This window comes from Streptomyces coacervatus, from assembly GCF_029223485.1.
GTDB classification, from domain to species: Bacteria; Actinomycetota; Actinomycetes; order Streptomycetales; family Streptomycetaceae; genus Streptomyces; species Streptomyces coacervatus.
Window position 1 is genome coordinate 152,896 of record NZ_JARHTP010000003.1, and the last position, 19,545, is coordinate 172,440.

Below are 19,545 nucleotides of genomic sequence, written 5' to 3' on the forward strand. Positions count from 1 at the left end.
GCCGTAAGTCGTATCCCCGGCTTGCTCAGGACTGGCTGAACACGCCGTTCAGCCAGTCCTGCCAGGCGAGTTCGTTCGCCTTGGCGTCCGCGTCCGGCGCGAAGTCGTGGATGCTGATGCCCACCGGGGCGCCCCAGTGGTTGCGTCCGAAGAAGCGGATGAGGGCGCCGTCGGTGCGCAGCCCGATGAAGTACGGGTTGCGGAAGTCGAGTACGGCGTCGATGAGCCCTCCCTCCGGTCCGCGCGCCTGCACCCGCGTGCCCGCCGCGGTGTCGTCCGCGAGCCCGAGAGCACGCCCGACCGCGGCGAAGGCATCGGAGGTCCCTGAGGCCGCCGGCCCGTCGAGCTGGGCGAAGGCGACCGGGCGGGGCGCGAAGTGCGTGAGGTACTCGCGCAGGGTGTGCAGATAGAAGTCGGTGTGCTTGCCGGCGCCGTCGTACTGGTTGTCCCAGTCGTCGGTGAAGATCCCGCTGTGCACATACCGCACCCAGGCGCGGCGGCCGCCGTCGCGGGCCTCGATGGTGTGGTCGAGCTGGTTGACGCTCTGGGTGGGGAAGCCGACGTCCTCGCTGCGGACGGTGAGGTGGTGCGGCGGGTCGTAGGTGGTGACGGTCGAGCCGAAGGCGGCCTTGCCGCCCACCCGGGGCTCGGGCGGATCCATCGGCCACAGGTAGGCGCCGGTGCCGTTCGTGATCGCCTCCCACACCTGCTCGGGCGTGGCGTCGACCTCGAACTCGCGGACGATCTCGAATTCCTTGTCCTGGGACATGGCGGGCTCCTGACTATTCCAACTCGGTCTGTTTGAGGGTGGGATGGACGGCCACGACGATCCGGTGGTCACGCCCCTCCTCCGCATCGGGGGAGTCGTACTTCTGGATCAGCGCGGTGACACCGGCCGTCAGCTCCTGGATGAACGCGGCCCGGTCGGCGGCCGAGCCGAAGCGGACCTCGCCGTCCAGCGCATACGTGGCCAGCCGCTTGCGGGCCTTCGCCGCACCGGTGATCAGCGAGCCGACGTCCCGCACCAGGCGGGCGCCGAGCGCGAGCAGCCAGCGCGCGGAGAGCTGGTCGCGGAAGCGGTCCGGGTCCGGCTGCACGGCGGCGAGCGCGAGCGGCGAGATCACGTACGACGCCGCGGTCGCCCGCATCAGCCGCTCGGTGACATTGCCCTTGCGGCGCTCCCCGGCCAGCTCGACCAGGCCGTGCCGCTCCAGCGCCTTGAGGTGGTAGTTCACCTTCTGCCGCGGTAGGCCGACCTGGCCGGCCAGCATCGCCGCCGACGCGGGTCCGGCCGCCAGCTCGGCGAGCAGTCTGGCCCTTATGGGGTCCAGGGAGACGGCGGCGGCCTCGGGGTCCTCGATCACGGTCACGTCCAGCATGCGTCCACCGTCCCACCGAAAACTTTTTTTGTCCAGACGGCTTTAGTTTTCGGTGGGACGGTGGACACATGGTGCCGCTTATCGCTTGGCGTACCTCCACGCCACGACCGCGGCCACGGCCACCACCGCACCGACGACCAGCGCGGGCCGCGGATGCCGTACCGCCACCGTGCCGGCCGCCCCGTCGTGGATCTTGTGACCGGCGTGCGCGGCCCGCTCGTGCGCGGCGTGACCGGCCTGCGCGGCAGTGCTGCGCAGTTGCACGGTCATTGCGCCCGCCTTGTCCCTGAGGTCGGCCGCCCGGGCCTGCGCACGCCCCTTCACATCCATCCTGGCCGCCAACTCCTCCACGGTTTCGCCGAGTTGGCTGCGCGATGTCCTGTCAGTCATCGGTGGCTCCTTTCCCTGAGCGCCCCCCAGACCAACACGCCGGGTACCCCTGCCGGCCCCCGCTATCCCTGCCGGCCACCGCCCGGCCCGTGCTCGCCGAGCCGGCCGAGCTGGGTCTGGAACCAGTCGAGCCGCGCCTGCAACAGGGCCGCCTCGGCGACGAGTTCGGGCACGCCGAGCCCTTCCGGCGCCGCGAGGCCCGCCGACGGCAGCGCGTCGCCGCTGCCTGCCACCACTCGCAGCCCCTCCCCGGCCAGCCGCGCGAACCCGGCGAGCGAGAGGGACGTACGGCCGCGGACGCAGCCCGGGCAGGAGGGGGCCAGCGCGCGCCAGCCCGGTCGGCCCCAGTCGGCGTCGGCCAGTGCCACGGCGGCCGTGCCGCACGCGCAGGGGCCGACGGTGGCGGTCCGTACCCGCTGGCGGGCGTAGCGGAAGCCGCGCTCGAAGCGGAGGTAGCGGCCGAGCACGGTGACCTCCAGCAGGACGGCCGCCCGGTGCTCGGCGGTGCACAGCAGCGCCTCGGCCGCCGCGCGGTCGTGCACGCAGTGGAAGCCGCAGTCACAGCGGCGGTGCGGCGCCTTGTGGCGCAGTCCGTAGACGCAGGACGCATCGGCCAGGACGCCGTACGGCAGCGCTCCGCCGAGCGACACACCGGTGAACCCGCCCCGGGTGCCGTCCTGCGACAGCACCGGGTGGGCGATCTTGTATCCGGTCGGCGGCTCCGTCGGGCGTTCCTCCGGAAGCCGCAGTCTCATCGGGCCGCCGGAACCTCTTCGGGCGCGGACGCCTCGACGTCCTGGGTCTCCTCGGGCAGTTCGAGCTCTTCCTCATGGATCCGCGGCTGCTCCTCCGCGACTCCGGTGGCCAGTGCCTTGCCGAGCTTCATGACGCCTCCATGGGCCGATGCCGATGACCGTCACGACCATGCTGACCCATGGCGGGCGAAATGGACATAGGGCCTTGCCCTGGCCGACCGCATCACAGCAACGCTAATCAATATCTCGTAGAAGAATTAAGTGGAGCTTCACTGTCGGTCCGCCGAGACTGAGAACATGACAATTGACGCCCCGACCCCTTTCGGCCGCGCCCTCTGCGCGATGATCACGCCCTTCACCGAGGAGGGCGCGCTCGATCTGGACGGGGCCCAGCGGCTCGCCGACCACCTGGTCTCCCGGGGGTGCGACGGTCTGGTGCTCTCCGGTACGACGGGCGAGTCGCCGACCACCACGGACGCCGAGAAGGCGGCGCTCGTCGAGGCGGTGCGGGAGGCGGTGGACGGCCGGGCGTCGATCGTGACGGGCGTCGGCACCTTCGACACCCGGCACACCGTGGAGCTCGCCCGGGAGGCCGAAAAGGCGGGCGCAGACGCCGTGTTGGTGGTCAGCCCGTACTACAGCAGGCCTCCGCAGGACGCGTTGGAGGAGCACTTCCGGACGGTCGCGGACGCGTCCGGACTGCCGGTCGTGCTGTACGACATCCCGGGCCGCACCGGCACCCGCATCGAGCCCGACACGGTGATCAGGCTCGCCGAGCACCCCCGGATCGTGGCGGTCAAGGACTGCTCCTACGACTTCCTCGGCGCCCAAAAGGTGCTGTCCCGCACGGAGTTGGCCTACTACGCGGGCTGCGACGAACACAACCTCGCCCTGACCGCGGTGGGCGGCGCGGGCTACATCAGCACGGTCGCGAACGTCGTGCCGGAGCAACTCCGCGCGGTCATCGACGCATTGGAGGCGGGCGACACCCCCGTGTCCGCCCGCCTCCAGCAACGCGCCACGCCGCTCATCGAGTTGATGATGGCGGCGGGCCTGCCCGGCACCGTCACCGCCAAGGCGCTCCTGGGCGAACTCGGCCTGCCCGCGGGCCCGGTCCGTGCTCCGCTGCGGCCCGCGGGCCGCGAGGCGGTCGACGGGCTGCTGGCGGCCTACGAGGAGTGCGTGGCCGGCTGACCGGTCAGTACTCGGCGAAGACGGGCTCCCAGCGTCCGGCGTCCCCGTCGTTGCCCATCCGCAAGCCGCTGAGCGGCACCTCCTTGTTGCTGCCGATGGTGACCAGCACGAGCTGCTGGTGGAACTCGTTGCTGCCCGGAATGATGTCCCAGGCGATCAGCGACTTCTCCCCGACCCAGGCAAGCAGTTGCTGCCCGTGCACCTCGGTCTTCGCGCCGGTGACGGCGTCGATGACATAGGAGGACGTCTCCCACTTCTTGCCCGCGAAGTCCCCGGCGACGAGCCTGCCGCTCGGCGACTTGTACGCGTCGACGAACCAGTCCACATACTTCTCGTTCGCCGGTACGGAGATCTCGGCGCCGGAGGGCTCGTAGAACTGCTTGCCGATGTCGCCCATGGGATTGCCGGCCCAGACGTGTCTGCCGTCGTGGCTGAAGGCGAAGTCCTGGCGGGCGTTGAGGAAACCGCCGCCCATCGGGTTGTTCGGGTCGCCGCCGAGCTTGACCTCGCTCCAGGAGCCCTTGCCGGTGGTCACGTCGAAGACGTAGAAACCGGTGCGGCTCGATGTCTGCTCGGAGTCCCAGCTCTTGGAGCCCTGCATCTTGACCCGCAGGTCGGGGTTCTTGCCGTAGGTGGTCGCGACGAGCTTCTTTCCGTCCCGCGAGAACGCGAGCCCGGCCACCCCGTGGTCGACCAGGATCCACCGTGCGACCTTGCCGGTGGCCAGGTCGAGCAGGCCGATCCGGGCGGCGGGCAGGGTGCGTTCCAGGACAGCGGCGGCCTTCATGCCGGGGGCCACCGCGACGTAGGACCAGCGGGTGTCCTTCACGTACTTGCCGGTCTTCGGGTCGAGCAGCCAGTAAGTGCGCTGCGAGACGGCCTGCTTGGGCGACTGCTTGACGGTCTTCGGGATGTAGTAGGCGGCGAGGGCCGTTTCCCCGGCCGAGATCAGGTCGCGCGGCGGCGACTGGGTGGGGTGGGGGTGGATGCCGTGCTGCTCGGTGACGCCGGAGGGGCGAGTGTCGCTCTTGCCGGAGTCCAGCAGCGGTACCGCCACGGCGACGGCGACCACGGCAGCCGTCGCTGCGGCGACGGTCGCGAGGCGGCGGGTGCGGCGGCGCCGGTGCAGGGCCAGCACCCGGTCGGCGAACCCCGGCCCGGCGGCAGTCTGTTCGCCTGCCTGCTCGCGCAGGGCGTCGCGCACGAGTTCGTCGACGTTCACGGCCGCACCTCCACGGGCGAGTAGTCACGGGACGGCTGCTGCTCGGCGTCCGCCGGGCCGAGCACGGCCAGCTCCGGCGCCAGGATGCGCAGCCGGGCGAGCGAGCGGTGGGTGGTGGAGCGTACGGTGCCGACGGAGCAGCCCAGCAGACGGGCCACGTCGGCCTCCGGCAGGTCCTCGAAGTAGCGCAGGATCAGGACGGTGCGCTGGCGGGCGGTGAGCCGGGCGAGCGCCTCCCGCATCACGACGCGCAGCTCGGCCGCGGCGGCCGAGTCACCGGAGTGCGCGGACCGCGGGCCGGCTTCGGGCGGTTCGGCGACGCTGACCTCGCGTCTGCGCCACTTCAGCCGCCAGCGGCTGACCTGCTGTCGGTACAGGATCCGGCGTACATACGCTTCGGGCTCGTCGATCCGCTGCCACTTCCCCGCCGCCTTGACGAGCGCGTTCTGCAGCAGGTCCTCGCCGGCGTGCTGATCTCCCCCGCTGAGCAGCACGGCCGTCTTCAGCAGCGCCGACGACCTGCTGTCCACGAACTCGCGGAAGCTCTCCAGCCCTTCGGCATTCATCGTCACCTTCTCTTCCCCGGCGGCTGCCTCCGTGCCCCGCCCCTGTGCCCCTTGTGACGTGTACGGCCGCGCGCCGCTATGCCTGCTGGACGAAGAATTTTTCCGTACGTTATTGCTGTGAGCCGCCCCCTGCTCTTCCTCGACGTCGACGGCCCGCTCAACCCGTGGGCCGCAAAGCCGGAACGACGCCCCGAGGGCTACACGACGGTCAGGGTGGCCCTGCACCCCGGCCGGCCCCTGCGGGTCTGGCTGAACCCCTCCCACGGCCCGGCCCTGCTCGCCCTCGACTACGACCTGTGCTGGGCCACGACATGGATGGATGCCGCCAACCGCTGGATCGCCCCCGTCGTCGGCCTGCCCGAACTGCCGTACGTCGACTTCGGCGAAGCTCTCTTCGCCTTCCGCCCGGACGGGGTGCACTGGAAGACGGAGGCGATCGTGCGGTACGCCGAGGGCCGCCCCTTCGCCTGGGTGGACGACGAACAGGGCCCGGCGGACGAGGAGTTCGTGGCCGCGGCGCACCCGGCGCCGGCGCTCCTGCACCATGTCAGCCCGCGGCTGGGGCTGCGCGAGGAGGACTTCGCCGCGCTGGCGGAGTTCGCGGCGGCCATGAGGGCATGAGGCCGACGGGCGGCCTCATGCCTGCGGCACCGTCAGAAAGTGCCGGGGATGTTGAGGGTGATGCCGTTGGTGGTGTCCATGAGCGAGACGTCGGTGAACGCAACGGTCATCGGCGGGCTGCACGACGGCTGGAAGACGGCCGTCACCGACAGTGTGAAGTCGGCCTTGCCGTTCTGCACCGGGAAGTCGCCCGCGGCGTTGAAGGACGCCTTGTTGACCGCGTGCGGGTGGTGGCCGCCGCCGTTGATGCACAGGCCGGTGGCGCTCAGGACGACGTGGATCTGCGCCTCGTCGCCGAGCCCGGCCTCCTTGCCGTTGACGGTCAGCGTGTCGCCCGACCGGGTCGCGGAGGTGGCGTTGTTGATGAAGTGCGGGCTGCCTGCGTAGGCAGGCCCCGCAAGCAGCGACACCGCGGTCATCGCCGTCGCAGCGGGAAGGAGGAACAGTGCGCTTCGTCGCATGCCTCGTCGCATGGGAATCGCCTCATTCGCAGCGCAATTCGAAGTGTAGATGTGCCCGAAGGCGTCGGCCGGATACCCGGCCATACTTCTGCGGGTGCCCGTGACCGGCCCCGCGACGTCGTTCCCGATCAAGTCCGCCACCTCCCTCTGGCGGCGCCTCGGGGGCACGGAGGCGTCCTGGGTGCGGCAGCGACCCAGGAAATGCCGTAAGGGGGGCATAACTGACGTTACGCCCCCCTTCGGGGTGTGCAAGTTCGGCGGCCGCGGCCGCCGGTGATCAGTTGTGGCTGTGCAGGATCTCGTTCAGACCGCCCCAGACCGCGTTGTTCGGGCGGGCCTCGACCGTGCCGGTGACCGAGTTGCGGCGGAAGAGGATGTTGGAGGCGCCGGAGAGTTCACGGGCCTTGACGATCTGCCCGTCGGGCATGGTCACGCGGGTGCCCGAGGTGACGTACAGCCCGGCCTCCACCACGCACTCGTCGCCGAGCGCGATACCGACGCCCGCCTCGGCGCCGATCAGGCAGCGCTCGCCGATGGAGATGATGACGTTGCCGCCGCCGGAGAGGGTGCCCATGGTGGAGGCGCCGCCGCCGATGTCGGAGCCGTCGCCGACGATGACACCCGCGGAGATACGGCCCTCGACCATGGACGTGCCGAGCGTGCCCGCGTTGAAGTTGACGAAGCCCTCGTGCATCACGGTGGTGCCCTCGGCGAGGTGCGCACCGAGCCGCACGCGGTCGGCGTCGGCGATGCGGACGCCCTTCGGGGCGACGTAGTCCGTCATGCGCGGGAACTTGTCGATCGACGTCACCTGGAGGTGCAGGCCCTCGGCGCGGGCGTTGAGCCGCACCTTCTCGACGTCGTCGACGGCGACCGGGCCGAGCGAGGTCCAGGCGACGTTGGCGAGGAAGCCGAACATGCCGTCCAGGCTCTGGCCGTGCGGCTTGACCAGCCGGTGCGAGAGGAGGTGGAGGCGCAGATAGACGTCGTGCGCGTCGATCGGCTTCGCGTCGAGCGTGGAGATGACCGTGCGCACCGCGACCACCTCGACGCCCCGGCGGGCGTCCCGGCCGATCGCCTTCGCCGCACCCTCGCCGAGCAGTTCCGCGGCCTTCTCGGCGGACAGCCGCTCGGTGCCGGACGGGCCGGGCTCCTCGCTCAGCCCGGGCGCGGGGAACCAGGTGTCGAGAACAGTGCCGTCGGCGGCGATCGTGGCAAGCCCGGCGGCCACGGCGCCGGTGGTACGAGGAGCAGTCGTGTCGGTCATGAGGGCAACCTAACCGGCCGGGGGGCACCCAGGCCAACCAGCCGGGCGGACGTCTCAGGAGCCGGGCGGTATCTCAGCACGGGCGGCGGGCCAGGACATGACACCAGGCCTGTCCGGCGGACCAGCTCGCCCGCCGCGGGGCCTGGCACGCACTCCCCCACTGCCACAACGGCGGTGCGCTCGCCCCGAGCGGGGGCTGTTGCTGGGGACGCGCTCCCCTAAAGGGGGCGCCCCCATGACCCCGCTCGGGGTGGCCGACAAGCGCCGTTCCCCCACAGCCGACCTGATCCGCCGGACAGACCCTCGCCGCAGTCAGGCGCCCCGGCCCGGGGGAATCACCCGCGCCAGCACCTCACGCGCGTACTCCTCGTCGTACGCGACCCCCGTGAGCAGCACCTGCAGACATATGCCGTCCATCAGTGCGACCAGTGCGCGTGCCGTGACCGGATCCGTGCGGGGGGCCAGGCAGTCGGCGAGGGCCTCGGCCCACTCGGCGGCGACCGGCCGCAGCGCGGGGCGGCGCAGGGCCGCGAGATACAGCTCGTACTCCAGCTCCACGCCGGTCCGGTCGCCCGCCAGCCAGTCGCCCATCCAGCCGGCCAGCTCGGCGGCCAGGTCGGTGCTCGGATCCTCCAGGCCGCCGCGCGAGGCGATCACCTTGGCGAAGCCCTCGTTCGCCTGCCGCAGCGCGGCGACCATCAGCTCGTCGAGGGTCTTGAAGTGGTACGTCGTCGAGCCGAGCGGTACGTCCGCCTCGGCGGCGGCCGAGCGGTGGCTCAGGCCGGCCAGGCCCTTCTCCCCCACCACCCGGATCGCCGCGTCGATGATCCGCTGGCGCCGGTCGGGGTCGTAGCGGCGGGCCATCAGTGCGCGCCCCCCAGATTGAGCACCACGACCCCCACGATGATCAGCGCGATGCCGACAGCCTTCTGGACGGTCATCCCCTCCCCGAGGAACAGCGTCCCGATCGCCACGATCGCCGCGGTGCCGAGGCCGGCCCAGATCGCGTAGGCCGTGCCGACCGACATGGTCTTCAGCGTCTGGGCGAGCAGGGCGAAGGAGAGGCCGTATCCGACGAGCGTCAGCACCGTCGGCCACAGCCGGCTGAAGCCGTGGCTGAACTTCATGGCGGTGGTGCCGCCCACCTCGGCGCCGATGGCCGCGAGGAGAATGAGGAATGCCATGCGTACGAGTGTACATAACGGCGCTTGCACCGGATGCCACCAGCGCCGGATGCGTAGTCCGGCGTTCCGTATGAGGAGGTTCAACATTCACGGAAACCGCTCGCTGCAAACGCCTCCCGGCATTCCCTCAGCTCCACTAGGGTTTCACCGCTCACTCACCCCACCCTCACATCCCCGGCCGCCGCCTCGGGCGCCGCTGGAGGAACAGCGCATGCCAGAAACCACCCCCGAGCCGCCCCGGAACCGCCCCTGGGAGAACGGCTGGACCCCCGACACATCCAGGGCCCCCGGAACCCGAAGACTCTGGCTGGCCGGCGCACTGGCCCTGGCGACGGTCGTCGCATGCGCGACGGCAATAGCCGTGATGGACAAGGATTCTGACGAACCGTCACAGGCATCCGGGATCCCGTCGACCGCCATCGGCGAAACCGCCCCCGGCCTGATCTCCTTCGCCACCCCGTCCGCGAACGGCGTCACAACACCCGCCGGGAAGAGCGGCCCGTCGTCCGCGGGGACCAGCACGTCTGCCGCGCCGCGTCCGCACGGCTCCGCGACGACCGGCGGCACCGAGCCGTCCAAGTCGCCCACGTCCCAAGCGAGTTCACCGAGCGACCCGAAGCCGGCGGCCACCTACAGGTCCGTCCGCTCGGTGAACTACCCCGACCGCTACTGGCACATCAGCGGCGACTACGTGAAGCTCGACCCGATCGCCTCGGCCTCTGCCCGGCAGGACGCCACCTTCAAGGTGGTCAAGGGCCTGGCGGACAGCTCCTGTTACTCCTTCGCCGCGCACGACGGCACATACCTGCGCCACCGCAACTTCCTGCTCCGCTCCGAACGCAACGACGGCTCGGGCCTCTTCAAGCAGGACGCGACCTTCTGCCCCCGCGCCTCCGCCTATTCGGGAGCGGTCATGCTGGAGTCGGTGAACTATCCGGGTCGCTTCCTGCGACACCAGAACTTCCAGCTGAAGCTGGATCCCTACCAGAACAGCGACCTCTACCGGGCGGATTCGGCGTTCCGGTTCGTGGACGGCCTGTCCTGAGGACACGAGAACGGCGACGCCCTCAGGACGTCGCCGTTCTCTTCAAGCAGTGGTTCAGCCAGTGCTTCAACCAGTGGATGGACCGGTGGGTGGACCTCAGACGTTGAACCCGAGCGCCCGAAGCTGCTCCCGCCCATCGTCCGTGATCTTGTCCGGTCCCCACGGCGGCATCCAGACCCAGTTGATGCGCAGCTCGTTGACGAGGCCGTCCGTGGCGGACTTGGCCTGGTCCTCGATGACGTCCGTCAGCGGGCAGGCCGCCGACGTCAGCGTCATGTCGAGCGTCGCGATGTTCGCGTCGTCGATGTGGATGCCGTAGATCAGGCCGAGGTTGACGACATCGATACCCAGCTCGGGGTCGACGACGTCGTACAGCGCCTCGCGGATCTCTTCCTCCGAGGCCGGCTTCATCTCAACGGTCTCGCTCATGCCGTCTTCCTTTCGGCGTCGGCTCCGCCCAGGGCCTGGGCCGTCGCGTCCTTCCACGCCATCCAGCTGAGGAGGGCGCACTTGACCCGGGCCGGGTACTTGGAGACACCGGCGAACGCGACCGCGTCCTCCAGCACCTCCTCCATCGCGTCGTCCGGCTCGATCCGGCCCTTGGACTGCATCAGTTCCAGGAAGGTCTCCTGGATCTTCTGGGCGTCCGCCAGCTCCTTGCCGACCAGCAGTTCGTTCAGGACGGAGGCCGAGGCCTGGCTGATCGAGCAGCCCTGGCCCTCGTACGAGACGTCCTCGATCTTCGTGCCGTCGTACTTCACCCGCAGGGTGATCTCGTCGCCGCACGTCGGGTTCACGTGGTGCACCTCGGCGTCGCCATCCCGAAGACCACGCCCGTGCGGGTGCTTGTAGTGGTCCAGGATGACTTCCTGGTACATCGAGTCCAGCTTCACTGTCTCAGCTCACGTCCCTCAGCCGAAGAAGTTCCGTACGTGCTCCAGTCCGTCGACCAGAGCGTCGATCTCGGCCGGCGTGGAGTACAGATAGAACGACGCTCGCGTGGTCGCAGGAATTCCGTAGCGCAGGCAGACGGGCCGCGCGCAGTGGTGGCCGACACGGACCGCGATGCCCTGCTCGTCGAGGACCTGGCCCACGTCGTGCGGGTGGATGTCGCCGAGCGTGAAGGAGATCGCCGCGCCCCGGTCCTCGGCCGTGGTCGGGCCGATGATCCGCAGGTCCGGGACCTCGGTCAGGCGCTTGACCGCGTACTCCGTCAGCGCGTGCTCATGGGCGAGGATCTTGTCCATGCCGATCGCGGACAGGTAGTCGATCGCCGCGCCCAGGCCCACCGCCTGCGCGATCGGCGGGGTGCCCGCCTCGAACTTGTGGGGTGCCGGGGCGTAGGTCGAGGAGTGCATCGACACCGTCTCGATCATCTCGCCGCCGCCCAGGAACGGAGGCAGGTCCTCCAGGAGTTCCTGACGGCCCCAGAGGACGCCGATGCCGGTCGGGCCGCACATCTTGTGGCCGGTGAAGGCCACGAAGTCCGCCTGCAGCGACTGGACGTCCAGCGGCATGTGCGGGGCGGCCTGCGAGGCGTCGATGCAGACCAGCGCACCGACCTCCTGGGCGCGGCGGACTATCGCCTCGACCGGGTTGACCGTGCCGAGGATGTTCGACACCAGCACGAAGGAGACGATCTTCGTCTTCTCCGTGATGATCTCGTCGATGTTGGAGAGGTCGAGACGGCCGTCGTCGGTGAGGCCGAACCACTTCAGCTTCGCGCCCGTGCGCTGCGACAGCAGCTGCCACGGCACGATGTTGGAGTGGTGCTCCATCTCCGTGATGACGATCTCGGTCTCGTGGTCCACGCGGTAGGGCTCTTCGGCCCAACCGAGCATGTTCGCCACGAGGTTGAGCGACTCGGAGGCGTTCTTGGTGAAGATCACCTCGTCGCGGCTGGGCGCGTTGATGAACGACGCGACCTTGTCCCGCGCGCCCTCGTACAGCGCCGTGGCCTCCTCGGCGAGCACATGCACACCGCGGTGGACGTTGGCGTTGTAGCGCTCGTAGTACTCGTTCAGGGCGTCCAGCACCTGGCGCGGCTTCTGCGAGGTCGCCGCGTTGTCCAGGTACACGAGCTTCTGCCCGTCGTGGACCTGACGGTCCAGGATGGGGAAGTCCTTGCGGATCGCCTCTGTGTCGAGGAGGCCCGGCAGCTGTGTCACGCGGATGCGCCGCCCTTCGTGTATGCCTCGTAGCCCTCGTCCTCCAGCTTGTCGGCGAGCTCGGCGCCGCCGGACTCGACGATGCGACCGCCGGAGAAGACGTGGACGTAGTCGGGCTTGATGTAGCGCAGGATGCGCGTGTAGTGCGTGATCAGCAGGGTGCCGACCTCGCCCGTCTCACGGACGCGGTTGACGCCCTCGGAGACGATGCGGAGCGCGTCGACGTCCAGACCGGAGTCCGTCTCGTCCAGGATCGCGACCTTCGGCTTGAGCAGTTCGAGCTGGAGGATCTCGTGGCGCTTCTTCTCACCGCCGGAGAAGCCCTCGTTGACGTTGCGCTCGGCGAAGGCGGGGTCCATGTTGAGGCGCTCCATGGCCTCCTTGACCTCCTTCACCCAGGTACGCAGCTTGGGGGCCTCGCCGCGAATGGCGGTGGCGGAGGTGCGCAGGAAGTTGGAGACCGACACACCCGGGACCTCGACCGGGTACTGCATCGCCAGGAACAGGCCCGCGCGGGCACGCTCGTCGACGGACATCTCCAGGACGTCCTCGCCGTCGAGCAGCACGGTGCCGCCGGTGATCGTGTACTTCGGGTGGCCCGCGAGCGAGTAGGCGAGGGTCGACTTGCCGGAGCCGTTGGGGCCCATGATGGCGTGCGTCTCGCCCTGCTTCACGGTCAGGTCGACGCCCTTGAGGATCTCCTTCGTGGCGTTGTCGGCCTCGACGGTGACGCGCAGGTCTCGGATTTCAAGCGTTGCCATGGGTGCCTCAGGACTCCTGGTTGAGGGAGACGAGCACGTCGTCCCCTTCGATCTTTACGGGGTAAACGGGGACGGGGCGCGTCGCGGGTAGACCGGACGGCTTGCCGGTGCGGAGGTCGAAGCTGGAGCCGTGCAGCCAGCACTCGATCTGGCAGTCCTCCACCTCGCCCTCGGAGAGCGAGACGTTCGCGTGCGAGCAGATGTCGTGGATCGCGAAGACCTCGCCCTCGGTACGGACGACCGAGACCGGCGTGCCGTCGAGTTCCACCCGCTTCGGGGTGTCCTCCTCCAGCTCGCTCAGCCCGCAGGCGCGTACGAAAGCCATCAGACCGTGGCCTCCAGCTCCTCGTCGATCTTCACGAGAAGGCGTTCCTGGATGTCGTCGACACCGATCTGCTGGACCAGCTCGGCGAAGAAGCCACGGACCACCAGGCGACGGGCCTCGTCGGCCGGGATGCCGCGGGCCATCAGGTAGAAGAGCTGCTCGTCGTCGAAGCGGCCGGTCGCGCTCGCGTGGCCGGCGCCGACGATCTCGCCGGTCTCGATCTCCAGGTTCGGCACGGAGTCGACCCGGGCGCCGTCGGTCAGAACCAGGTTGCGGTTCATCTCGTACGTGTCCGTGCCCTCGGCCTTGGCCTCGATGAGGACGTCGCCGATCCACACCGCGTGGGCGGCCTCGCCCTGGAGCGCGCCCTTGTAGGCGACGTTCGACTTGCAGTGCGGGGTGTTGTGGTCGACCAGGAGGCGGTGCTCCTGGTGCTGGCCCGCGTCCGTGAAGTACAGGCCGAAGAGCTCGGCCTCGCCGCCGGTCCCGGCGTAGGCGACGCGCGGGTGCAGGCGTACGAGGTCGCCGCCGAAGGTGACCACGAACGACTTGAAGGTGGCGTCCCGCCCGATGAGGGCGTTGTGCTGGGCCACGTGCACGGCCTTGTCGTCCCAGTCCTGGACGGAGACGACGGTCAGCTTGGCGCCGTCGCCCAGGATGTAGTCGACGTTGGCGGCGAGCACCGCGTCACCGGTGTGGTCGATGACGACGACGGCTTCGGCGAAGGCTCCGAGCTCGACGACCTGGTGGCCGTAGGCGACCCCGCCCTCGCCGTGCACGGCGATGCGGATCGGCTCGGTGAGGACCGTCTCCTTGGGGACGGTGACCACGCCGGCCTTCTCGAACGCCGAGTACGCCTGGGCGGCGATGCGGTCCACGGGGGTGCCGGCCTTGCCGAGGCGCGGGTCGTCACGGTCCACGAGCTCGACGGTGACGCCCTCGGGGGCCTCGACGGCGACCTTCACGCCCTCGCCGGTGGCGACGGCGGTGCCGTCGTGCAGCCCGCGCAGGCGCTCCAGCGGGGTGAACCGCCACTCCTCCTCGCGGCCGTGCGGGACCGGGAAGTCCGCCACGTCGAAGGACGGGGGCGCGCTCATGCGCGTGGCGACGGTCGACTCGGCGGCCACCGCGATCTGGCCGGCGGTGGTGGACCCCACCGGAATGTTCTGAGCCTCAGCCATGGCTGTCGGTCTGCTCTCTTCCTACGTCAGAAATTGCTGGCTGCTGTCGGGGGCGGGCGTCAGCCGACCGCGCCTTCCATCTGCAGCTCGATCAGCCGGTTGAGCTCCAGCGCGTACTCCATCGGGAGCTCCTTGGCGATGGGCTCGACGAAGCCGCGCACGATCATCGCCATCGCCTCGAACTCGGTCATGCCCCGGCTCATCAGGTAGAAGAGCTGGTCGTCGCTGACCTTGGAGACGGTCGCCTCGTGGCCCATGGACACGTCGTCCTCGCGGACGTCCACGTAGGGGTACGTGTCGGAGCGGGAGATGGTGTCGACGAGCAGCGCGTCGCACAGCACGTTCGACTTGGAGCCGTGGGCGCCCTCGCCGATCTCGACGAGACCGCGGTAGGACGTACGACCGCCACCACGCGCCACGGACTTCGAGACGATGTTGGAGGAGGTGTTCGGCGCCATGTGGACCATCTTGGAGCCGGCGTCCTGGTGCTGCCCCTCGCCCGCGAAGGCGATGGACAGGGTCTCGCCCTTGGCGTGCTCGCCCATCAGGTAGACGGCCGGGTACTTCATGGTCACCTTGGAGCCGATGTTGCCGTCGATCCACTCCATGGTCGCGCCCTCGTACGCCACGGCGCGCTTGGTGACCAGGTTGTAGACGTTGTTCGACCAGTTCTGGATGGTCGTGTAGCGGCAGCGGGCGCCCTTCTTCACGATGATCTCGACGACCGCGGAGTGCAGGGAGTCCGACTTGTAGATCGGGGCCGTACAGCCCTCGACGTAGTGGACGTAGGCGTCCTCGTCGACGATGATCAGCGTCCGCTCGAACTGGCCCATGTTCTCCGTGTTGATACGGAAGTAGGCCTGGAGCGGGATCTCCACGTGCACGCCCTTCGGCACGTAGATGAAGGAGCCGCCGGACCACACCGCGGTGTTCAGCGAAGCGAACTTGTTGTCGCCGACCGGGATGACCGTGCCGAAGTACTCCTTGAAGAGCTCGGGGTGCTCCTTCAGGGCGGTGTCGGTGTCCAGGAAGATGACGCCCTGCTCCTCCAGGTCCTCGCGGATCTGGTGGTAGACGACCTCGGACTCGTACTGGGCCGCGACGCCCGCGACGAGGCGCTGCTTCTCCGCCTCCGGGATGCCGAGCTTGTCGTACGTGTTCTTGATGTCCTCGGGCAGGTCCTCCCAGGACTCCGCCTGCTTCTCCGTGGAGCGCACGAAGTACTTGATGTTGTCGAAGTCGATGCCGGAGAGGTCCGAGCCCCAGTTCGGCATGGGCTTCTTCTCGAACAGGCGCAGGCCCTTGAGACGGAGCTTGGTCATCCACTCCGGCTCGTTCTTCTTGGCGGAGATGTCCCGGACGACGTCCTCGTTGATGCCGCGCTTGGCAGAGGCACCGGCCTCGTCGGAGTCGGCCCAGCCGTATTCGTAGTTGCCCAGACCCTCGAGCTCAGGGTGGGCAGTCTCCTCGATGGGGAGCGTCATGCTGGGTTCCTCCCGGCGGTGCTTGCAGTTGCGTGATGAGTGGCTTGGGAAATCTTTGGGATGAACGTCGTGCAGACGCCGTCGCCGTGCGCGATGGTCGCCAGCCGCTGGACGTGTGTGCCGAGCAGCTGGGAGAAGATCTCGGTCTCCGCCTCGCACAGCTGCGGGAACTTCTCCGCGACATGGGCCACCGGGCAGTGGTGCTGGCAGAGCTGCTCACCTTTTTGCGGGAGGGGGGCGCTGCGCGCCGTAGCAGCGTACCCGTCCGCGCTCAGCGCCTTGGCCAGGGCTTCGGTGCGCTCCTCGGGGGCGGCGGCCTCGATCGCCTTGCGGTAGGCGGCGGCCTGCTCGGCGATCCTCGCGCGCGCGAAGGCGACGACCGCCTCGTCCCCGCCGAAGCGCTCCGAGATCCAGCGCAGGGCGTCCGCGGCGAGCTTGTCGTACGACTGGTCGAAGGCGTCGCGGCCGCAGTCGGTGAGCGCGAAGACCTTGGCGGGACGGCCGCGCGTCCGCGCGCCGTACACACGCTGCTCCCGGGCCTCCACGACGTCGTCGGCGACCAGTGCGTCCAGATGACGTCGTACGGCCGCGGGGGTGAGCCCCAGCCGTCCGGCCAGCTCGGTGACGGTCGACGGCCCGTGGTCCAGGATGGACCGCGCGACCCGGTTCCGCGTCGAACGCTCACCGGTCGCGTGCTCTTCCTGGTGCACCCCCTGGGGGGTCTCCAGAGCCTCGCCGACGTTTTTCACAACGCCATTGTTGCGTAATTCCTCAGGGCCGGGCAAGCCGCGTTCCACCCACCGGACGGTGCCCTGCGTCACTTAGGCACACCTAACCTGACCTGCGAAAACGATCTTTGATCGATCAGACGGGGCCAATTCGGTGGCGCCGCCGGACGCCTTCCGGAACACTCCCGGACCATGCCGACACCCCCTCCGACCGGCCCTCTTGTCACTCGCGACACGGTCGCCACACAACTGCACAGGCTGGGCGTCGAGCCCGGCGAGATCCTCCTCGTGCACTCCTCGCTCAGCAGCCTCGGGTGGGTCTGCGGAGGCCCCGTCGCGGTCGTCCAGGGACTGCTCGACGCGCTCGGGCCGAAGGGCACGCTGGTCGTCCCGACCCAGACCGGCGATCTCTCGGACCCGGCGGTGTGGGGGAACCCGCCGGTGCCCGAGGAGTGGTGGGAGCGGATACGGGTCGCCATGCCCGCCTACGACCCGCTGGTCACGCCGTCGCGCGGGGTCGGCGTGCTCCCGGAGACCGTGCGCACCTGGCCGGGCGCCCGGCGCAGCGCCCACCCGCAGACGTCCTTCGCGGCACTCGGCCCGCGCGCGGCGGAGATCGTCGACGGCCACGCGCCCGACTGCCGGCTCGGCGAGCGCAGCCCGCTGGCGCGGCTGGAGTCCCTGGGCGCCCGGGTGCTTCTGCTGGGCGCCGGCTACGACAGCTGCACCAGCTTCCACCTGGCCGAGTACCGCATACCGTCGCCGCTCGTGAAGGTGGGGCGGCCCGGCCCGGTGGGCTGGGAGGTGGTGACCGAGGTGTCGATCAGCTCCGAACGGTTCGAGGAGCTGGGGTACGACTTCGAGCGGGACCGCCCCGTCGTACGCGGCGCGGTGGGCGCGGCCGACGCCCGGCTCTTTCCCGTGGCGGACGCGGTGGCGTATGCGGAGCGGTGGCTGGCGCTGCACCGGTCCCGGGAGGAGGAACTGCCCCTGAGTGGAGATCCTGCACCCGCCGGTCCGGGCCGCCGACCCCGTACCTAGACTCTGGACCCATGCGAAGTGAGCCCGTGGTCCAGGTTCAGGCCCTGGTTAAGCGGTACGGCACCAAAACCGCTGTGGACGGCCTCGACCTGGTGGCCAGGGCGGGCGTGACCGCCGTACTCGGCCCGAACGGCGCGGGCAAGACAACCACCGTCGAGACCTGCGAGGGCTACCGTCGGCCGGACTCCGGCACGGTGCGCGTCCTCGGCCTCGACCCGGTGCGGCAGGCCCGCCGGCTGCATCCGCGTATCGGCGTGATGCTGCAGTCCGGCGGCGTCTACTCGGGCGCGCGGGCGGACGAGATGCTGCGGCACGTGGCGAAACTGCACGCCAATCCTCTGGACGTGGACGCCCTGATCGAGCGGCTCGGCCTCGGCTCTTGCGGCCGTACGACCTACCGCCGTCTCTCCGGCGGCCAGCAGCAGCGCCTGGCCCTCGCCATGGCCGTCGTCGGACGCCCGGAACTGGTGTTCCTGGACGAGCCGACCGCCGGCCTCGACCCGCAGGCCCGCCACGCCACCTGGGACCTGGTCCGCGACCTGCGCAACGACGGCGTCTCGGTCATCCTCACCACGCACTACATGGACGAGGCCGAGCAGCTCGCCGACGATGTCGCGATCATCGACGCCGGCCGGGTCATCGCCCAGGGCTCCCCGGAGGAGCTGTGCCGCGGCGGCGCCGAGAACACGCTGCGCTTCACCGGCCGCCCCGGCCTGGACGTGGGCTCCCTCCTCAAGGCGCTCCCCGCGGACTGCTCGGCGGCGGAGCTGACACCGGGCTCGTACCGGGTCGTCGGCAAGGTCGACCCGCAGCTGCTGGCGACGGTGGCGTCCTGGTGCGCCCAGCACGGGGTGATGCCGGACAGGATCTCGGTGGAGCGGCACACCCTCGAAGACGTGTTTTTGGAGCTCACAGGCAAGGAGCTGCGCTCGTGACCACGGCCACCGGTACGTACTCGCCGAAGCCCGGCGCGGCGCCTCTCCCCCGCATGATCGCGGCCCAGGCCGCCCTTGAGACGAAGATGCTGCTGCGCAACGGCGAGCAGTTGCTCCTGACGGTCGTGATCCCGACCCTGCTGCTGGTCCTGTTCAGCTCGGTGGACATCGTCGACACCGGCGCGGGCAAGGCGGTCGACTTCCTCGCCCCCGGCATCCTCGCCCTCGCCGTCATGTCCACGGCCTTCACGGGCCAGGCGATCGCCACGGGCTTCGAGCGCCGCTACGGCGTGCTGAAGCGGCTGGCGTCCTCGCCGCTCCCCCGCTGGGGCCTGATGACCGCGAAGACGGCGTCGGTGCTGGTCACGGAGGTCCTGCAGGTGATCCTGCTGACGGTGATCGCCTTCGCGCTGGGCTGGTCACCGCACGGCGCTGGGACATTTACAAGCGTGGCGGCCGTCCTGCTCCTGCTGATCCTGGGCACGGCTGCCTTCTCGGGCCTGGGTCTGCTGATGGCGGGCACGCTGAAGGCGGAGGCGACGCTGGCCGCCGCGAACCTGGTCTTCCTGCTTCTCCTCGTGGGCGGCGGTGTGATCGTCCCGATGGACAAGTTCCCGCAGGGCGCGCAGGACGTGCTGGGGCTGCTGCCGATCTCGGCCTTGTCGGACGGGTTGCGGGACGTGCTGCAGCATGGTGCCGCGATGCCGTGGGGGGACCTGGGGATTCTGGGTGTGTGGGCGGTCGTGGGGCTTGCGGCGGCCGGCCGGTTCTTCCGCTGGGAGTAGCTCGCAGCGGTTGGGAGACGGTGGCGTCATGGACCCTCGTGAAAGCGTGCACA

The 19,545-nt window shown here is 69.8% G+C and carries 25 protein-coding genes; 6 read left to right on the forward strand and 19 right to left on the reverse strand.

The annotated features are described in order from the left end of the window. Nucleotides 1–25 precede the first annotated feature (25 nt). From P2Q00_RS08215 to P2Q00_RS08235, 5 genes are all read right to left on the reverse strand, one after another. A complete protein-coding gene (locus P2Q00_RS08215; protein WP_275770997.1) occupies nucleotides 26–769 on the reverse strand; it encodes an SRPBCC family protein in 744 nt (247 codons plus the stop codon). Nucleotides 770–782: 13 nt separating this feature from the next. Then, the gene (locus P2Q00_RS08220; RefSeq protein WP_275770999.1) at nucleotides 783–1,379 is read right to left on the reverse strand and encodes an ArsR/SmtB family transcription factor; all 597 of its coding nucleotides are present in this window, start codon (nucleotides 1,377–1,379) and stop codon (nucleotides 783–785) included. Between the two features lie 78 nt (nucleotides 1,380–1,457). Continuing rightward, a complete protein-coding gene (locus P2Q00_RS08225; protein ID WP_275771000.1) occupies nucleotides 1,458–1,769 on the reverse strand; it encodes a DUF3618 domain-containing protein in 312 nt (103 codons plus the stop codon). Between the two features lie 62 nt (nucleotides 1,770–1,831). After that, a complete protein-coding gene (locus P2Q00_RS08230; protein WP_275771001.1) occupies nucleotides 1,832–2,524 on the reverse strand; it encodes a hypothetical protein in 693 nt (230 codons plus the stop codon). Beyond that, nucleotides 2,521–2,655, reverse strand: coding sequence for a hypothetical protein (locus tag P2Q00_RS08235; protein ID WP_275771002.1), 135 nt, complete (start codon nucleotides 2,653–2,655; stop codon nucleotides 2,521–2,523). Before P2Q00_RS08235 ends, P2Q00_RS08230 begins: the two co-directional genes overlap by 4 nt. A 166-nt stretch (nucleotides 2,656–2,821) precedes the next feature. Here P2Q00_RS08235 and dapA point away from each other — a divergent pair, with 166 nt between their 5' ends. Further along, nucleotides 2,822–3,718, forward strand: coding sequence for a 4-hydroxy-tetrahydrodipicolinate synthase (dapA, locus tag P2Q00_RS08240; RefSeq protein ID WP_275771003.1), 897 nt, complete (start codon nucleotides 2,822–2,824; stop codon nucleotides 3,716–3,718). A gap of 4 nt (nucleotides 3,719–3,722) precedes the next feature. Here the strand turns inward: dapA and P2Q00_RS08245 are convergent, their stop codons facing one another. Both P2Q00_RS08245 and P2Q00_RS08250 read right to left on the reverse strand, forming a co-directional pair. Beyond that, on the reverse strand, nucleotides 3,723–4,940 hold the full coding sequence (locus P2Q00_RS08245) for a YncE family protein (protein WP_275771006.1): 1,218 nt from the start codon (nucleotides 4,938–4,940) through the stop codon (nucleotides 3,723–3,725). After that, on the reverse strand, nucleotides 4,937–5,506 hold the full coding sequence (locus P2Q00_RS08250) for a SigE family RNA polymerase sigma factor (RefSeq protein ID WP_275771007.1): 570 nt from the start codon (nucleotides 5,504–5,506) through the stop codon (nucleotides 4,937–4,939). Before P2Q00_RS08250 ends, P2Q00_RS08245 begins: the two co-directional genes overlap by 4 nt. A 117-nt stretch (nucleotides 5,507–5,623) precedes the next feature. Between P2Q00_RS08250 and P2Q00_RS08255 the strand changes: the two genes are divergently transcribed. Next, nucleotides 5,624–6,127 carry a hypothetical protein gene (locus P2Q00_RS08255; RefSeq protein ID WP_275771009.1) on the forward strand — a complete coding sequence of 168 codons (504 nt, stop codon included), beginning with the start codon at nucleotides 5,624–5,626 and terminating at the stop codon, nucleotides 6,125–6,127. 32 nt (nucleotides 6,128–6,159) lie between these two features. On the opposite strand, the gene P2Q00_RS08260 is transcribed toward P2Q00_RS08255, so the two are convergent. From P2Q00_RS08260 to P2Q00_RS08275, 4 genes are all read right to left on the reverse strand, one after another. Beyond that, nucleotides 6,160–6,588, reverse strand: coding sequence for a hypothetical protein (locus P2Q00_RS08260; RefSeq protein ID WP_275771012.1), 429 nt, complete (start codon nucleotides 6,586–6,588; stop codon nucleotides 6,160–6,162). Between the two features lie 277 nt (nucleotides 6,589–6,865). Further along, a complete protein-coding gene (dapD, locus tag P2Q00_RS08265) occupies nucleotides 6,866–7,855 on the reverse strand; it encodes a 2,3,4,5-tetrahydropyridine-2,6-dicarboxylate N-succinyltransferase (protein WP_275771014.1) in 990 nt (329 codons plus the stop codon). 312 nt (nucleotides 7,856–8,167) lie between these two features. Then, nucleotides 8,168–8,719 carry a TetR/AcrR family transcriptional regulator gene (locus P2Q00_RS08270; RefSeq protein WP_275771016.1) on the reverse strand — a complete coding sequence of 184 codons (552 nt, stop codon included), beginning with the start codon at nucleotides 8,717–8,719 and terminating at the stop codon, nucleotides 8,168–8,170. Further along, nucleotides 8,719–9,039 (reverse strand): DMT family transporter, encoded by a 321-nt coding sequence (locus tag P2Q00_RS08275; RefSeq protein ID WP_275771017.1) that lies wholly within the window; start codon nucleotides 9,037–9,039, stop codon nucleotides 8,719–8,721. The genes P2Q00_RS08270 and P2Q00_RS08275 overlap by 1 nt, the downstream gene beginning before the upstream one ends. 211 nt (nucleotides 9,040–9,250) lie before the next feature. On the opposite strand from P2Q00_RS08275, the gene P2Q00_RS08280 reads away from it, so the two are divergent. Beyond that, the gene (locus P2Q00_RS08280) at nucleotides 9,251–10,084 is read left to right on the forward strand and encodes an AbfB domain-containing protein (protein ID WP_275771018.1); all 834 of its coding nucleotides are present in this window, start codon (nucleotides 9,251–9,253) and stop codon (nucleotides 10,082–10,084) included. Between the two features lie 96 nt (nucleotides 10,085–10,180). On the opposite strand, the gene P2Q00_RS08285 is transcribed toward P2Q00_RS08280, so the two are convergent. The 8 genes from P2Q00_RS08285 to P2Q00_RS08320 are packed head-to-tail and all read right to left on the reverse strand — an operon-like array spanning nucleotide 10,181 to nucleotide 16,752. Continuing rightward, complete coding sequence (locus tag P2Q00_RS08285) at nucleotides 10,181–10,513, reverse strand: metal-sulfur cluster assembly factor (RefSeq protein WP_275771019.1); 333 nt, start codon at nucleotides 10,511–10,513, stop codon at nucleotides 10,181–10,183. After that, nucleotides 10,510–10,977 (reverse strand): Fe-S cluster assembly sulfur transfer protein SufU, encoded by a 468-nt coding sequence (sufU, locus tag P2Q00_RS08290; protein ID WP_275771020.1) that lies wholly within the window; start codon nucleotides 10,975–10,977, stop codon nucleotides 10,510–10,512. The genes P2Q00_RS08285 and sufU overlap by 4 nt, the downstream gene beginning before the upstream one ends. An 18-nt stretch (nucleotides 10,978–10,995) precedes the next feature. Beyond that, nucleotides 10,996–12,252, reverse strand: coding sequence for a cysteine desulfurase (locus P2Q00_RS08295; protein ID WP_275771021.1), 1,257 nt, complete (start codon nucleotides 12,250–12,252; stop codon nucleotides 10,996–10,998). Next, nucleotides 12,249–13,013, reverse strand: a complete 765-nt coding sequence (gene sufC / locus P2Q00_RS08300) for a Fe-S cluster assembly ATPase SufC (protein WP_275771023.1) — start codon at nucleotides 13,011–13,013, stop codon at nucleotides 12,249–12,251. The genes P2Q00_RS08295 and sufC overlap by 4 nt, the downstream gene beginning before the upstream one ends. 7 nt (nucleotides 13,014–13,020) lie before the next feature. After that, the gene (locus tag P2Q00_RS08305) at nucleotides 13,021–13,338 is read right to left on the reverse strand and encodes a non-heme iron oxygenase ferredoxin subunit (RefSeq protein WP_275771025.1); all 318 of its coding nucleotides are present in this window, start codon (nucleotides 13,336–13,338) and stop codon (nucleotides 13,021–13,023) included. Continuing rightward, nucleotides 13,338–14,519, reverse strand: coding sequence for a Fe-S cluster assembly protein SufD (gene sufD, locus P2Q00_RS08310; RefSeq protein WP_275771027.1), 1,182 nt, complete (start codon nucleotides 14,517–14,519; stop codon nucleotides 13,338–13,340). Before sufD ends, P2Q00_RS08305 begins: the two co-directional genes overlap by 1 nt. A gap of 59 nt (nucleotides 14,520–14,578) precedes the next feature. Further along, nucleotides 14,579–16,003 (reverse strand): Fe-S cluster assembly protein SufB, encoded by a 1,425-nt coding sequence (gene sufB, locus P2Q00_RS08315; protein WP_275771029.1) that lies wholly within the window; start codon nucleotides 16,001–16,003, stop codon nucleotides 14,579–14,581. Then, nucleotides 16,000–16,752 carry a helix-turn-helix transcriptional regulator gene (locus P2Q00_RS08320; RefSeq protein ID WP_275771031.1) on the reverse strand — a complete coding sequence of 251 codons (753 nt, stop codon included), beginning with the start codon at nucleotides 16,750–16,752 and terminating at the stop codon, nucleotides 16,000–16,002. The genes sufB and P2Q00_RS08320 overlap by 4 nt, the downstream gene beginning before the upstream one ends. A gap of 171 nt (nucleotides 16,753–16,923) precedes the next feature. Between P2Q00_RS08320 and P2Q00_RS08325 the strand changes: the two genes are divergently transcribed. The 3 genes from P2Q00_RS08325 to P2Q00_RS08335 are packed head-to-tail and all read left to right on the forward strand — an operon-like array spanning nucleotide 16,924 to nucleotide 19,492. Then, complete coding sequence (locus P2Q00_RS08325) at nucleotides 16,924–17,772, forward strand: AAC(3) family N-acetyltransferase (protein WP_275771033.1); 849 nt, start codon at nucleotides 16,924–16,926, stop codon at nucleotides 17,770–17,772. 11 nt (nucleotides 17,773–17,783) lie between these two features. Continuing rightward, entirely contained in the window at nucleotides 17,784–18,707 is a 924-nt protein-coding gene (locus P2Q00_RS08330) for an ABC transporter ATP-binding protein (protein WP_275771035.1), read from the forward strand. Between the two features lie 53 nt (nucleotides 18,708–18,760). Then, entirely contained in the window at nucleotides 18,761–19,492 is a 732-nt protein-coding gene (locus tag P2Q00_RS08335) for an ABC transporter permease (protein ID WP_275771850.1), read from the forward strand. The last annotated feature ends 53 nt before the right edge of the window (nucleotides 19,493–19,545 follow it).